This is a genomic window from Prevotella sp. RM4 (assembly GCF_000701965.1).
Lineage (GTDB): Bacteria > Bacteroidota > Bacteroidia > Bacteroidales > Bacteroidaceae > Prevotella > Prevotella ruminicola.
The window spans coordinates 58,400-72,450 of sequence record NZ_JNKG01000010.1 but is presented as its reverse complement, the minus strand read 5'-3'; the positions used below and the strand labels follow the sequence as shown (position 1 = coordinate 72,450).

Annotated in this window: 9 protein-coding genes; 5 read left to right on the top strand and 4 right to left on the bottom strand. The window is 51.2% G+C overall.

Features of this window, described 5'->3' with window-relative positions; genetic code table 11:
• Nucleotide 1: 1 nt before the first annotated feature.
• From secA to T499_RS0109920, 3 genes are all read right to left on the bottom strand, one after another.
• A complete protein-coding gene (secA, locus tag T499_RS0109930) occupies nucleotides 2-3,391 on the bottom strand; it encodes a preprotein translocase subunit SecA (RefSeq protein ID WP_013064519.1) in 3,390 nt (1,129 codons plus the stop codon).
• A gap of 93 nt (nucleotides 3,392-3,484) precedes the next feature.
• A complete protein-coding gene (locus T499_RS0109925; protein WP_033150857.1) occupies nucleotides 3,485-4,648 on the bottom strand; it encodes an alkaline phosphatase family protein in 1,164 nt (387 codons plus the stop codon).
• Complete coding sequence (locus tag T499_RS0109920; protein ID WP_198021284.1) at nucleotides 4,645-5,826, bottom strand: Lnb N-terminal periplasmic domain-containing protein; 1,182 nt, start codon at nucleotides 5,824-5,826, stop codon at nucleotides 4,645-4,647. Before T499_RS0109920 ends, T499_RS0109925 begins: the two co-directional genes overlap by 4 nt.
• A 118-nt stretch (nucleotides 5,827-5,944) precedes the next feature.
• On the opposite strand from T499_RS0109920, the gene T499_RS0109915 reads away from it, so the two are divergent.
• The 4 genes from T499_RS0109915 (at nucleotide 5,945) to T499_RS0109900 (ending at nucleotide 11,379) form a co-directional block, all read left to right on the top strand.
• Entirely contained in the window at nucleotides 5,945-7,231 is a 1,287-nt protein-coding gene (locus T499_RS0109915; RefSeq protein ID WP_033150856.1) for a hypothetical protein, read from the top strand.
• 23 nt (nucleotides 7,232-7,254) lie between these two features.
• Complete coding sequence (lptC, locus tag T499_RS0109910) at nucleotides 7,255-7,872, top strand: LPS export ABC transporter periplasmic protein LptC (RefSeq protein ID WP_013065676.1); 618 nt, start codon at nucleotides 7,255-7,257, stop codon at nucleotides 7,870-7,872.
• Between the two features lies 1 nt (nucleotide 7,873).
• Complete coding sequence (locus T499_RS0109905) at nucleotides 7,874-9,151, top strand: hemolysin family protein (protein WP_033150855.1); 1,278 nt, start codon at nucleotides 7,874-7,876, stop codon at nucleotides 9,149-9,151.
• 92 nt (nucleotides 9,152-9,243) lie between these two features.
• Nucleotides 9,244-11,379, top strand: coding sequence for a peptidylprolyl isomerase (locus T499_RS0109900; RefSeq protein ID WP_033150854.1), 2,136 nt, complete (start codon nucleotides 9,244-9,246; stop codon nucleotides 11,377-11,379).
• A gap of 58 nt (nucleotides 11,380-11,437) precedes the next feature.
• Here T499_RS0109900 and T499_RS0109895 read toward each other — a convergent pair whose 3' ends face one another.
• Nucleotides 11,438-12,076: an HU family DNA-binding protein gene (locus T499_RS0109895; RefSeq protein ID WP_013063318.1), complete on the bottom strand. Its 639-nt coding sequence runs from the start codon at nucleotides 12,074-12,076 to the stop codon at nucleotides 11,438-11,440.
• A gap of 169 nt (nucleotides 12,077-12,245) precedes the next feature.
• Between T499_RS0109895 and T499_RS0109890 the strand changes: the two genes are divergently transcribed.
• The gene (locus tag T499_RS0109890) at nucleotides 12,246-13,997 is read left to right on the top strand and encodes an Ig-like domain-containing protein (RefSeq protein ID WP_084163081.1); all 1,752 of its coding nucleotides are present in this window, start codon (nucleotides 12,246-12,248) and stop codon (nucleotides 13,995-13,997) included.
• Nucleotides 13,998-14,051: the final 54 nt, after the last annotated feature.

Below are 14,051 nucleotides of genomic sequence, written 5' to 3'. Positions count from 1 at the left end.
ATTATACTATTCCTTTACCGTGACAATTCTTGAATTTCTTACCTGAACCACAGGGACATGGATCGTTGCGTCCGGGCAGCTTATCCTTTACGATGGGCTCGTGGCTCTGCTGGGCACGTGTGTCGTGCTGTGCAGCGGCCTGCTGGTTGCGGTCAACCAACTGCTCAACTTCCTGCTTGGTCTCTACGTACTGCTGGCGCTGGGCGGGCTGCTCGGGGGCTGCCTCCTGTACTTCCTGCTGCTGCATCTCGGGGATACCGCTGCGTGTAAGGATCGAGCAGATACGGTTGTACATATCGTTAATCATCTCGTCCCAGACCTTGGCACTCTCAAGCTTGAAGATCAGCAGTGGATCCTTCTGCTCGTAGCTGGCATTCTGTACAGAGTGCTTCAGCTCATCCAGCTGGCGCAGGTTCTCCTTCCAGCTATCGTCGATGATATGCAGCAGGATGCTCTTCTCAAACTCCTTCACAATGCTCTTGCAGTCGCTCTCGTAAGCCTCCTTCAGGTTGCAAGGGATGTTGTACATCTTACGACCGTCGGTGATGGGCACCATGATACGCTCGTAGATCTGTCCCTGAGCCTCGTACACCTGCTTGATGATAGGCTGGGCAACAGTCTGGATACGCTCGGTTTTGCGGTTGAAGTTACCGATGGCAGCCTGGAAGGCATTCTCGGTAAGTACCTCGCGTGGCTGGTTCAGATACTCGTCGCTGCTGAAGGGCACCTCCATCGAGAGGATGTGCAGGAATTCCTCCTTACAGCTCTGGTAATCGGTAGAGTTCTCGATGATATTTACTACGCGGTCCCAGATGATGTTGGCGATATCCATACCGATACGCTCACCCATCAGGGCGTGGCGACGCTTCTCGTAGATCACGGTACGCTGCTTGTTCATCACGTCATCGTACTCGATCAGACGCTTACGGATACCGAAGTTGTTCTCCTCAACCTTCTTCTGGGCGCGCTCGATGCTCTTAGAGATCATCGGACTCTCGATCATCTCGCCATCCTTGAATCCCAGACGGTCCATGACCGATGCGATACGCTCAGAGGCGAACAGTCGCATCAGCTTATCCTCGAGTGATACATAGAATACAGATGAACCTGGGTCGCCCTGACGTCCGGCACGACCACGCAGCTGACGGTCAACACGACGGCTCTCGTGGCGCTCGGTACCGATGATAGCCAGACCACCGGCTGCCTTTACCTCAGGCGAAAGCTTAATATCGGTACCACGACCGGCCATGTTGGTGGCAATGGTAACGGCACCCTTACCGTTAGTGCTCTGTCCGGCCAATGCTACGATGTCGGCCTCCTTCTGGTGCAGCTTAGCATTCAGCACCTGATGGGGGATACCCTCGCGCTTACCGGTCTCAGGGTTCACATACATATCAAGCATACGGCTCAGCAACTCTGAAATCTCCACCGATGTGGTACCAATCAGTGTTGGACGGCCCTGATTTCTCATCTTTACTACTTCCTCGATTACAGCCTTGTACTTCTCGCGAGCGGTCTTGTAAACGCGGTCGTCCTGGTCGTTACGGATTACTGGGCGGTTGGTAGGAATCTCAACCACATCCAGCTTGTAGATATCCCAGAACTCACCAGCCTCGGTAGAAGCGGTACCGGTCATACCTGAGAGCTTGTGATACATACGGAAGTAGTTCTGCAGGGTGATGGTAGCGAAAGTCTGTGTGGCAGCCTCTACCTTTACGTGCTCCTTGGCCTCAACAGCCTGGTGCAGTCCGTCGCTCCAGCGACGACCCTCCATGATACGACCAGTCTGCTCGTCAACGATCTTCACCTCGCCGTCGATAACCACATACTCGTCGTCCTTATTAAACATGCAGTAAGCCTTCAGCAGCTGCTGCAGGGTGTGCACACGCTCACTCTGTACAGCGTAGTGGCTCATCAGCTCATCTTTCTTATCCAGACGCTCCTGATCGGTAAGTCCGGTCTCAGCCTCGAGAGCCGACAGCTCGGTAGTGATATCGGGCAGCACAAACAGCTCGTTATCGTTTACCTGCTTAGCCAGCCAGGCAGTACCCTTATCGGTCAGGTCGCAGCTATTCATCTTCTCATCTACTACGAAGTACAGAGGCTCAACACACTCAGGCATGCGGCGGTTATTGTTCTCCATGTAGATATTCTCGGTATTCTGCATACCAGCCTTGATACCTTCCTCCGAGAGGAACTTAATCAGCGGCTTGTTCTTAGGCATGGCCTTGTGCGAACGGTAGAGCGACAGGAAACCGGCATCCAGCTTCTCCTGTGCCTCTTTCTTGTTACCAGCCTCCATCAGCTTGTTACCCTCGGTAATCAGGGTCTTGGCGTCGGCCAGATACTGGGTGGCCAACTGGCGCTGAACACCTACCAGCTTCTCAACCAGTGGCTGATATTCCTCGAACATCTGATCGTCGCCCTTGGGGATAGGACCAGAGATAATCAGAGGTGTACGGGCATCGTCGATCAATACTGAGTCGACCTCATCGACGATGGCGTAGTTATGTGCGCGCTGTACCAGATCGGCAGGCGATACGGCCATGTTATCACGCAGATAGTCGAAACCGAACTCGTTGTTGGTACCGAAGGTGATATCAGCCTGATAAGCCTTACGACGGGCCTCAGAGTTAGGCTGATGCTTATCGATACAATCCACGCTCAAGCCATGGAACATATAGAGAGGACCCATCCACTCTGAGTCACGCTTAGCCAGATAGTCGTTCACGGTTACTACGTGTACACCGTTACCGGTGAGTGCGTTCAGGAATACAGGCAGGGTAGCCACCAGGGTCTTACCCTCACCAGTAGCCATCTCGGCAATCTTTCCCTGATGCAGTACAACACCACCAAACAACTGTACGTCGTAGTGTACCATTTCCCACTTCAGGTCGTTACCACCAGCAGTCCAGTGGTTGTGGTAGATAGCCTTGTCGCCATCGATGGTAATAAAGTCCTTCTTAGGATCGCCAGCCAGCTCGCGGTCGAAATCGGTAGCTGTAACAACCACCTCCTCGTTCTCGGCAAAGCGGCGTGCGGTTTCCTTTACGATAGCGAATACCTCGGGCATTACCTCGTTCAGGGCCTGCTCGTAAATCTCCAATACTTCCTTCTCGATCTTATCGATCTGAGCGAAGATATCGGCACGCTCATCGATAGGGGTGTTTTCGATTGTAGCCTTCAGTTCTTCGATACGGGCTTTCTGCTCCTGGGCAGAGTTCTGTACTTGCAGCTGCAGTGTCTTAGTGCGCTGGCGCAGTGCGTCGTTATCCAGCTTCTGTACCTCGGGGTAAACAGCCTTTACCTGCTCAACGAGTGGCTGGATAAGCTTCATGTCGCGGCTGGATTTGTCACCAAACAGCGACTTCAATAACTTGTTGAAATTCATATTTAATTTTTATTTTTTACTTATTGTTGATGTATGTCGTTATAAAACGGCGGCAAAATTACAAAAAAAATTTTTAACCACCAAGCCTTTTTATTAAAAAAGAGGTGTAGCCATACATGCATTGGGGGCACGAATGCGGATTGCCTTCGAAATTGTGGGGGCAATACGCTCTATGCTAACGGGTGCCTGCACCTTCTGTGCGGGTATATCAGCACCATAGAATATAATGGGGAAGCAGGCCAGTGGCTGCTTGGTTTTAAGTTGCTCGTGAGTGTCGTCGTTCTGCATCTGCCAGCCAGGTGCCAACTCTACCTGCAGATCGCCCATGTGGGCCTCGTACAGATGGATGTTTACACGCTTTACGCCTGCCATCTGCAGCAGGAACTCCTTAGCCTTCTGTGTGGCGTCGGACAGGGCGATGCGCTTCTGTTCCAACAGCTGATGGTTCAGGTACAGCTGGTTACGGTAGCTGCCCTCAACGTACTTGCCTTGGCCCCACAGGGCACCCAGGTACATGTTCAGCAGGTTGGCAGTGCGGTTGGTATAATATACACCCGTGGGGATGTGATATTTGGCGTATTCATCGGTATTCAGATCGCGATAGCCGGTAGAGGTGAGCACAAACAGGGCGTGCTGCTTGCCCACCATGCGCTGTATCTCAACCGCCAGCTTTTGCAGGGCCGATTGGTAATCTTCTTTCTCGTACTGCAGGAATAGCAGATCGGGGATAGAATCTTGCCCAAGCCTTTCTTCAACAACCAGTTGTAAAGCCTTAACCGTCAGACTGGTAGCATCCTGTTTTCTACGCTTGTCATCGTTCCATGCCAGGCGGTCCACGTTATGCCCTGCAAGCAGCGCTGCTGTCTCTTTTTTTGCAGCCACGGCGCATACCTTACCGGCACCCTTGGTAGCTATCTTCAGCTCATCGGCCAGGGTAGAAACGGCGATTTCATCGGGGGTAGCCGCTACGGTTTGCAACGACTGACGGTCGAGCCATCTATCGGCCGTAATGGTGTGATAGAATGGCGATGTGCCTGTTACGACTGACGAAATGGCAGACGACAGGTCAACTTGACTGTAGGGATAGAAACCTTGCTCATAGATTAATCCATCGTCGAACAGAGCGGGATAGTCGGTAAGCAGCTGGTCGATGGTAATATTTACCACCAGCCGGGGGCTTGCTCCCTTCTGTTGCTGCGCTTGCGAGCTGAGTGCCAGCATCGTAAGCAGCGTGACGTATAGATATCTATTCTTCATTTCTTACAACGTATCAGCAAACATAGTGCCACAATCCACATACCCTCCGAATAGCTCTGCAGTATGCCACCCAGTCCGTACAGTATCAGCATTACCAGCAGCAGTTTGGTCCACAGGTTGCGCTTGCCTTTGATAACGGCGGGTATAAACACCAGCGCCAGAGGATTGAACAGCAGCAGGTTCAGATTAAGCGATGTAGTGGGGTGCTGCGAGAATATCATCACCGTAAGCACGATACCAACAAGTCCCTGAACGGTCATCAGCGCTACATCCCACCATTTCACGACGCGACTACTTTTCCACTCGTAGAGGGCAATACATACGGATATGATGAGCAGCAGTACGGCTATTTCGGTGGGTGTGAGGAAAAAGTCCTGTTCGATCACCTGTACGCCCGGTGCTACCAGCAGGCGCTGCTGCTTTACCAAGGGGCGGTATTCGCCATCCTTATATATCTGCGCATGCGCAAAGTCGGTCATCAGATTCATAGGCAGGAATTCCTGCTCCTCGCGGGTGGTAGCCAGGTCGGCTTTTACACCCAGCAGCATATCGTTTCCAAACTTCGACCACAGGTGGTTGCGATTGCACTCGCGCACCATCTCGCGGAAGGTTGGCTGATAGTCACTTCGCTCTTCGTAAACCACCTGTCCCTCAATACTTTTCTCGATTACATCTCTAGGTTTGGTTGAACAGTTGTTGTAGAAGAAATTATAGCGATACACGCGGTTCTCTTCCTGCAGGTTTTCGCCCAGCAGGCGCTGCAGGGTACGCTTCTCGTCGTTGGTCAGGTTCAGCACCTGCTCGGTAATGCTGCTGCCCCATTGCTGGTAGTAGGGCCAGAAACGCTCAAAGGGGTAGGCGGCCAGCTCGTAATCGGTTAGTCCGAACACAAAGCGCAGGGCAAAGTATGGCTTACTGAAACTGAACATACCCCAGTTAAACACCAGATCGGTGTCGCCCTGATGCCAACGGATGGCTGCATGACCATACAAACTGTAAATCTCTTCGTGGGGCGAACAGGTCAGTAAACTCACTTCAACCGAGTCCATCGGGTCGATATTCGACTCAACGGCCACAAAAGCGCCATTTTCGGCATTTGGTGCCGATTGCGCATAAATTGGCGTTATATAGCTGACACTCAGCAGGATAGCTGCGGTTAGCAGGCTCTTAATTTTCATTTTTAAATGTTTCACGATGCAAAAATAACTTATATTTTCGAAGAAAAAGCCATTTCTTCGTTTTTTTTTGATAATTTTGCACGCTGAAAAGATTTTCAACTGAATTAAAAGATTAAATATGAATAAAATTCTCGCCAGTTTCGTCTTAGCAACCATGACGACATCGGCTTTTGCCCAGAGCAACACTAATTCTCCCTATAGCCAGTTCGGCTTAGGTGATCTGACTGATCAGAGTGTAGGTTTTAATAAAGGTATGAACGGCGTGGGCCTGGCCATGCGTCGCGGTAACGAGGTTAACACCATGAACCCCGCTTCGTATTCGGCTGTCGACTCACTTACCATGCTGTTCGATGCCGGATTGTCGGGTCAGATTACCAACTATAAGGAAAACGGCAAGAAAATGAATGGTAAGAGTGGCGGTTTCGACTACGTGGTAGGTCAGTTCCGTGCCTTTAAGGGCGTGGGTGTTACCTTCGGCGTACTGCCTTACTCTAACATCGGCTATAACTACTCACAGAGCGAATATCTGAACGATGCCAGCATCACCAAGATGACTACCACCAACAAGGGTGATGGCGGTATGCACCAGCTGTTTATCGGTACCGGTATCCGCCTGTTCAAGCCCCTGAGCATCGGTGCCAACCTGTCGTACCTTTGGGGCGACTACAACCGCAGCATTACCAGCAGTAGCAGTGCCAGCAACGTAAGCGCCCTGCAGATGCTGTACACATCAGATATCAGCAGCTACAAGCTCGACTTTGGTATGCAGCTGGAACTGCCCCTGAGCAAGCTGGATAACATCACCCTGGGTGCTACCTGGACACCAGGCCACTCACTGAAGGCCGATGCCAAGTGCTCGGTCATCAACAGCAACTCTACTATCAGCAAGGCCGATACCACTGCCTATAAGCTTGCCGATGCACTGAGCATTCCTACCAGCTTTGGTTTTGGTTTGGCTTACAACCACGGACAGCAGTTCCGTATGGGTGCCGACTTTACCATGCAGAAGTGGGGTAGCGTAGATTATCCTTCGTTCGACTCACAGGCAAAGACCTATACCATGAAGTCGGGCCTGCTGAAAGACAGCTATCGCTTTAACCTGGGTGCCGAGTGGACACCACGCCCCATGGGTCGTAAGTTCCTGCAGCGCGTGCGCTATCGTGCGGGTGTAGGTATGGCCACACCTTATTATTATATTAACGGTAAAGAGGGCCCCAAAGAGCTCTCGGCCAGCATTGGTTTCGGTATCCCCATCATGAATGGTTACAATGGCCGTTCGTATCTGAATATCAGCGGACAGGTTGTAAACCGTTCGGCTGATAATATGATTAAGGAAACGATGTTCCGCCTGAACATCGGTCTGACATTCAACGAGAGATGGTTTGCAAAGTGGAAGGTAGAATAATAGCCGTAGCCGCGTTTGCAGCAATGATATTAGGCGGTTGTACCGAGGTGCACGAGCACACGGCAGCTGCTATACACGACCGCGATTCGGTGTCGGTGATGACGTCGTATGGCGTTAATACGCTGATTAGCGACAGCGGCGTGATCAAATACAAGATTGTAACCGAGCGCTGGGATGTGAACGTGGTTAAGAATCCCTCGTACTGGCTGTTCGAAAAGGGTGTTTTCTTCGAGCAGTTCGACGAGAAATTCCACGTAGAAGCCTATATCCAGGCCGACTCAGCCAAGTATTACGATCAGAAGAAGCTGTGGCATCTGCGCGGTCGCGTACGCATACGTAACATTAACGGCCTGCTGTTCGAGAGCGAGGAGCTGTTTTGGGACGGTATGCGCCACGAACTGTACTCGAACGTATACTCGAAGGTTACCACCCCCGAACGCAGCATGGAGGGCACCTATTTCCTGTCGGACGAGCATATGACGCACTATACCGTCAGCAACTCGAAGGGATCGTTCCAGCGCGAGGATATGACCGGCGAGCAGAACGATACCACCACGCAGAAACCAGGCGCTCAGCCCGATACCGCACAGGTACAGCCATCGCTGCGCCCACAGCTGCAGAAACATAGAAAGAACGGATGATATGACTACAACGATTATCTGGCTACTGGTTTCGATGCTGTTCTCGGCCTTCTTTTCGGGTATGGAGATAGCCTTTATTTCGTCCAACCGCCTGCGTGCCGAGATGGATCGCGAAAAAAACCGTTTTTCGCAGCGCATCATCCATGTGTTCTACCAGCATCCAAACAACTTTGTGTCAACCATGCTGGTGGGCAACAACATCGCACTGGTAATCTACGGTATCCTGTTTGCCCAGCTGTTCGACGCCACACTGTTTGCGCCACTAAGCGACGGGGTGAGGGTTACGGCCGATACGCTGCTATCCACACTGGTAGTGCTGTTTACAGGCGAGTTCCTGCCCAAATCTATCTTTAAGAACAATCCTAACACATTGCTCACGGTGTTTGCCGTGCCTGCGTGGATATGCTATGTGGTGCTTTACCCCATATCGCGCTTTGCCACGCTGCTGTCGAAGGGACTGTTGCGCCTGATAGGCATCCGCATGAAGAGTGCCGGCGAGGAAAAGGAGTTTACGAAAGTAGACCTCGACTACCTGGTTCAGACCAGTATCGATAACGCCGATAACGACGATGAAATCGAGGAAGAAGTAAAGATTTTCCAGAATGCGCTCGACTTCTCGGAGACCAAGATTCGCGACTGTATGGTGCCCCGTACCGAGATTGATGCGGTAGAGGATACCGACACCATCGAACAGCTGCGACAGGTGTTTATCGAGAGCGGCCACTCAAAGATTCTGGTGTATCACGAGGATATCGACCATATCATCGGTTATGTACACTCCAGCGACATGTTCCGACTGGACAAAAACAAATATCAATCGTCCATTGTAAATTGCCAATTGGTACGTGAGATTTCTTTCGTACCCGAGACCATGCTGGCATCGAAGCTGATGACCCAGCTGATGCAGCAGAAACGCTCGCTGGCCGTGGTGGTAGATGAGTTTGGCGGCACCAGCGGACTGGTATCGCTCGAGGATATCATGGAGGAGATTACAGGCGAGATTGAAGACGAGCACGACAATACTAACCACGTGGCCAAACAACTGAGCGACCACGAATACATGCTATCAGCCCGACTGGAGATAGCCAAGATTAACGAGATGTTTGATCTCGACCTGCCCGAAAGCGATGAATACATGACCCTTGGAGGCCTGATTCTGCACGAGTATCAGTCGTTCCCAAAACTGAACGAGGTAGTAAAAATGGGCCGCTACGAGTTTAAAATCATCAAGAATACGGCAACAAAAATCGAATTGGTGCGATTAAACATTACCGAATAGCCAAAATTTATACGAAAAAATTAGGTCGTTTCGAACAAATTTATTAATTTTGCACCCGTTTTATGAATAATAATTAAAAATTTAAATACATTATGGCAGCATTAGGAAAAATCCGTAAAAGAGGCGTAGCCCTCGTTTGCATTATCGGCTTAGGCCTTTTCGCCTTCATTGCTGAGGAAGCTTTCCGTTCTTGCGAAGCAACCAAGAACCAGCAGCGACAGCAGATTGGCGAAGTGTTAGGAAACAAAATCAATGTTCAGGACTTCCAGGCCCTGGTTGATGAGTATCAGGACGTTCTGAAGATTACTCAGAACCGCGAGAACTTCTCTGAGGAGGAGCTGAACCAGATTAAGGATCAGGTTTGGAGTCAGTACGTTAACGAGCAGATCATTGCCAACGAGGCAGAGAAGCTTGGTTTGACAGTTACCGACGAGGAGCTGCAGAACATCATGAAGGAGGGTACAAACCCCATGTTGATGCAGAGCCCATTCGTAAACCAGCAGACTGGTCGTTTCGACGTTACCATGCTCACCAAGTTCCTGGACGATTACAAGAAGGCAGGCTCAAATCCTCAGCTGGCTGAGAGCTACCAGACCATCTACAAGTACTGGCAGTTCATCGAGAAGCAGCTGCGCACCAACACCCTGGCTCAGAAGTACCAGGCTCTGCTCAGCAACTGCTTGCTCTCTAACCCCATCTCAGCTAAGATGGCTTTCGAGGGTCAGAACACCGAGAGCGACATCCAGCTGGCTTCTATCGCTTACTCTTCAATCAACGACAACGATGTAAAGGTTGACGACAAGGATCTGAAGGCTAAGTACGACGAGGAGAAGGAGATGTTTAAGCAGGACGTTGAGAGCCGCGATATTAAGTATGTTGATTTCCAGGTAGTAGCTTCAGCAGCCGACCGCAAGGAGCTGATGAAGACTATGACCGACGCAGCCCAGAAGCTGCAGAGCGGTGCTAACGCTGCCGAGGTGGCTCGCAAGGCCCAGTCGCAGTTTGCCTACACTGGCATGGCTGCTACCAAGCGCGCTTATCCTTCTGACATCGCTGCTAAGCTCGATTCAATGGCTGTAGGTCAGACTTCAGCTGTATTCGAGACCGCTTTCGATAACACTCTCAACGTTGTTAAGCTGATTGCCAAGACTCAGGCTCCTGACTCTATCGAGTATCGCCAGATTCAGGTTGGCGGTGCTACCGTAGAGGCCGCTAAGAAGACTGCCGACAGCATCTACACAGCTCTGAAGGCTGGTGCTGATTTCGAGCAGCTGGCTCAGAAGTACGGTCAGCCAGGCACCAAGCAGTGGCTCACATCAGCTATGTACGAGAACAGCAGCTCTATCGACGAGGAGTCGAAGACCTACCTCGCAGCTATCAACAACCTGGCTGTAAACGATGTTAAGAACCTCGAGTTTACTCAGGGCAACATCATCCTGCAGGTTACCGCTCGCAAGGCTATGGTTGACAAGTACGATGCAGCTGTTATCAAGCACACTATCGATTTCTCTAAGCAGACATACTCTGAGGCTTACAACAAGTTCAGCCAGTTTGTAAGCGAGAACAAGACTATCGAGGATATGGAGAAGAACGCTGCTAAGTTCGGCTTCAAGGTTACTCCACGTCAGGATCTGTTCAACTACGAGCACAACGTAGCCAACCTGCGTTCTACCCGTGAGACTATGAAGTGGATCTTCGACGCTAAGCCAGGCGAGGTTAGCCCACTGTACGAGTGCGGTAACAACGATCACCTGCTGGTTGTAGCCCTCACTAAGATCAACCCTGTAGGCTACCGCGACATGAGCAGCCTGAAGGAGGTTCTTAAGGCCGAGGTTATCCGCGATAAGAAGTTCGAGCAGATCAAGGCTAAGCTGGCCGGTGTTAACGACCTGGCTGCTGCTAAGGCTAAGGGTGCTCGCATCGACTCAGTTAACCAGATTACATTCTCGGCTCCTGTATTCGTACAGGCCACAGGTGCTTCAGAGCCCGCTCTGGCTGGTGCCGTTGCAGCTGCTAAGGCTGGCGAGTTCAGCAAGCACGTGGTTAAGGGTAACGGTGGTGCTTACCTGTTCAAGGTAGTTAAGAAGAGCAACCGCGCCGGCGCTAAGTTCGACGCTGCTCAGACCGAGGCTCAGCTCCAGATGCAGGCCACTCAGGCTGCTCGCATCTTCATGCAGGAATTGTATCAGAAGGCTGGTGTGGTAGACAACCGCTACCTGTTCTTCTAATTGTTTAAGTATTTATTTCCGAAGGCCGAGAGCTATATAAGCTCCCGGCCTTCTTTTTTTAATCACCGATAGGCTCATGGCTGCTGCCGCCACCGGTATTGCCGCCGGTGTTACCGCCGCCGGTTGATGGCTGACTACCACCGCCGGTTGATGGCGCGCTGGCCTCGTGCCCCGACTTATACTCGGCTATGGCCGTGGCGATAGGCTTCAGCGTGGTAACCTTCTTCTCCTTGCCATCCACGGTAACCTTAACCGTATCCACAATGTTGCGGAACTCGAGCGAACAGAACTCCTGCTTGAAACGGCGCGAGGTGATGTTGTCGTCTTCCACGCCGTAGGGCAGGAATCGGATGTGCACACCCTTTACCACCTCGTTAGGATCGGCATTCTCCATGGCCGCGATGTTCAGGATGGGCTTTTCAACATCGCAGGTGGGCAGGAATGTGCCCAGGGGCTCCATGCGTACTGGCACGCCCTGACTGATGAGTTCGGGCAGGCACTGGGTGATTTTCTTCAACACGCCCTCGATGATGTCGAGCGAATAGATTGAACCATGATCACTCATGTGCTTGGCAAAGCCTCGCAGCGAGAGAGTGGTCTGCGTGTCGATTTCGGGATAGTACTTACCGTACCCCGAGTTGCGGGCATTCTTGTTCTGGCGCAAGTTGATGCCCAACTTAATTTCGTTTGTTGCCATAATTGTGTGTTTTTATTAAATGTGTTTTGTGGTATTATTACCATTGCAAAGATACAAAAAAATTGCCAGACTACCAAATTTTTCCCGATTTTATTTGGCTGATTATCAACTATTTCGTAAATTTGCAGGCAAAATTAATTAACTTATTAAGATATTACTAAATTTCAACATGAAACGTATTATCCGACAGATTTTGGGGTGGAGCCTGATGCTTTCGTTGCCCCTTGTGATGACCAGTTGTGGCGAGCTGTTCGACATGCTCGACAATCCCATTACCCCTGCCTTGCAGGTATTAAGAGCCCAGTTAACGCTGAAAGTAGGTGAGAGCAAGCCCATACAGGCTTCTACACAGGCTCATGTAGTGTTGCTCTACTCATCCGATAACCCCGCAGTGGCCACCGTCGACGCCACCGGCCTCATCACCGCCGTCAGCCCCGGCACCGCCCGCATCACCATCAAGGCCCAGGGCGAGGACGACTACTACCGCACCGAAATCTTCAGCGAAAACACCACCACGGTGGAGGTTACAGTGACTAAGAAGGATGGTAGTATCAGCTTTGCCACCAGCAACGTTATAAAGAGTTTTGGTGATGACGCCTTTACCAACCCACTCACCATCGTAGGCGATGGAACGGTTATATATTCATCAAGTAATACTGATGTGGCAACTGTTGATGCCAATGGTAATGTAAGCATCATCGATGGTGGTACAGCAATCATTACCGCCACTACCGCCGATACCGACGATTACGCATACGAAAAAAAGACAGTAGAATACACGCTAAAGGTATATCGAACCATAGATCTATCAACGCTTACATCCGATTTCACCGCTAAAGATAATTATATCCTCACAGGCACCCTCGCCGGCAATTACAAGATAACCATTGCCGAAAACGCCAACGTAGAGCTAAAGGATGTCACCATCAATGGCGGTAACAACTCCAGCACCAAATGGGCAGGCCTTACCTGCGATGGCAATGCCACCATCACCATCTCAGGCACCAACACTGTTAAGGAATTCTACTATAAATATCCAGGCATCCAGGCAGGCAAAACAGGCACCACACTCACCATTAATGGCACAGGCACTCTCACTGCCACCGGTGGCGATTTTGCAGCCGGTATCGGCAGCGGTTACGATGGCGCCTCATGTGGCCATATCACCATCAGTGGCGGCACGGTTAATGCCAGTTCTAGTATGAATGGTGCCAGCATCGGCAGCGGTTTCAAAGGCTCTTCATGCGGCGCTATCACCATCAGTGGCGGCACGGTTAATGCCAGTTCTGCGCAATATGGTGCTGGCATTGGCAGCGGTTATGCTAATTCCTCATGCGGCAATATCACCATCAGTGGCGGCACGGTTAATGCCAGTTCTAGTAGTGATGGTGCTGGCATCGGCAGCGGGTGCGATTGCTCCTCATGCGGCGCTATCACCATCAGTGGCGGCACGGTTAATGCCAATACCCGATATGGTGCCGGCATCGGCAGCGGTTACAAAAATTCCTCATGCAAAAACATCACCATCAGTGGCGGCACGGTTATTGCCAGTTCTGGTGATGCAGGTGCCGGCATCGGCAGCGGTTTCAATGGCTCCTCATGCGGCAATATCACCATCAGTGGCGGCACGGTTAATGCCAATTCTTGTAGTGATGGTGCTGGCATCGGTAGCGGACAAAATAGCTCCTTCGGCAGTGTAACCATCACATCAGGCATTACCAAAGTTCAGGCTACAACAAACTACACTGATGCTTGGCCAATAGGAAAAGGATATAGTGACAATGACAGTGGCGCAGTAAGCATTGCTGGGGTAACCGTAACCAGCAAAGATTGGGATGGCACAGGCCTGTCTGGTACTGGTCTCACTCTCACCGGTGCAGGCACCAATACCTGGACGCTTTCTCACCCCACAGCGCCCTAACCCCCAGCCATCCCCCATCAAGATGGCCCACCCAATACCATCGCCCCCGCTTTA

Bases quoted from the DNA above. Each gene is read 5' to 3' on its own strand.
- secA (WP_013064519.1), bottom strand. From the start codon at position 3,391: ATGAATTTCAACAAGTTATTGAAGTCGCTGTTTGGTGACAAATCCAGC.
- T499_RS0109925 (WP_033150857.1), bottom strand. From the start codon at position 4,648: ATGAAGAATAGATATCTATACGTCACGCTGCTTACGATGCTGGCACTC.
- T499_RS0109920 (WP_198021284.1), bottom strand. From the start codon at position 5,826: ATGAAAATTAAGAGCCTGCTAACCGCAGCTATCCTGCTGAGTGTCAGC.
- T499_RS0109915 (WP_033150856.1), top strand. From the start codon at position 5,945: ATGAATAAAATTCTCGCCAGTTTCGTCTTAGCAACCATGACGACATCG.
- lptC (WP_013065676.1), top strand. From the start codon at position 7,255: ATGATATTAGGCGGTTGTACCGAGGTGCACGAGCACACGGCAGCTGCT.
- T499_RS0109905 (WP_033150855.1), top strand. From the start codon at position 7,874: ATGACTACAACGATTATCTGGCTACTGGTTTCGATGCTGTTCTCGGCC.
- T499_RS0109900 (WP_033150854.1), top strand. From the start codon at position 9,244: ATGGCAGCATTAGGAAAAATCCGTAAAAGAGGCGTAGCCCTCGTTTGC.
- T499_RS0109895 (WP_013063318.1), bottom strand. From the start codon at position 12,076: ATGGCAACAAACGAAATTAAGTTGGGCATCAACTTGCGCCAGAACAAG.
- T499_RS0109890 (WP_084163081.1), top strand. From the start codon at position 12,246: ATGAAACGTATTATCCGACAGATTTTGGGGTGGAGCCTGATGCTTTCG.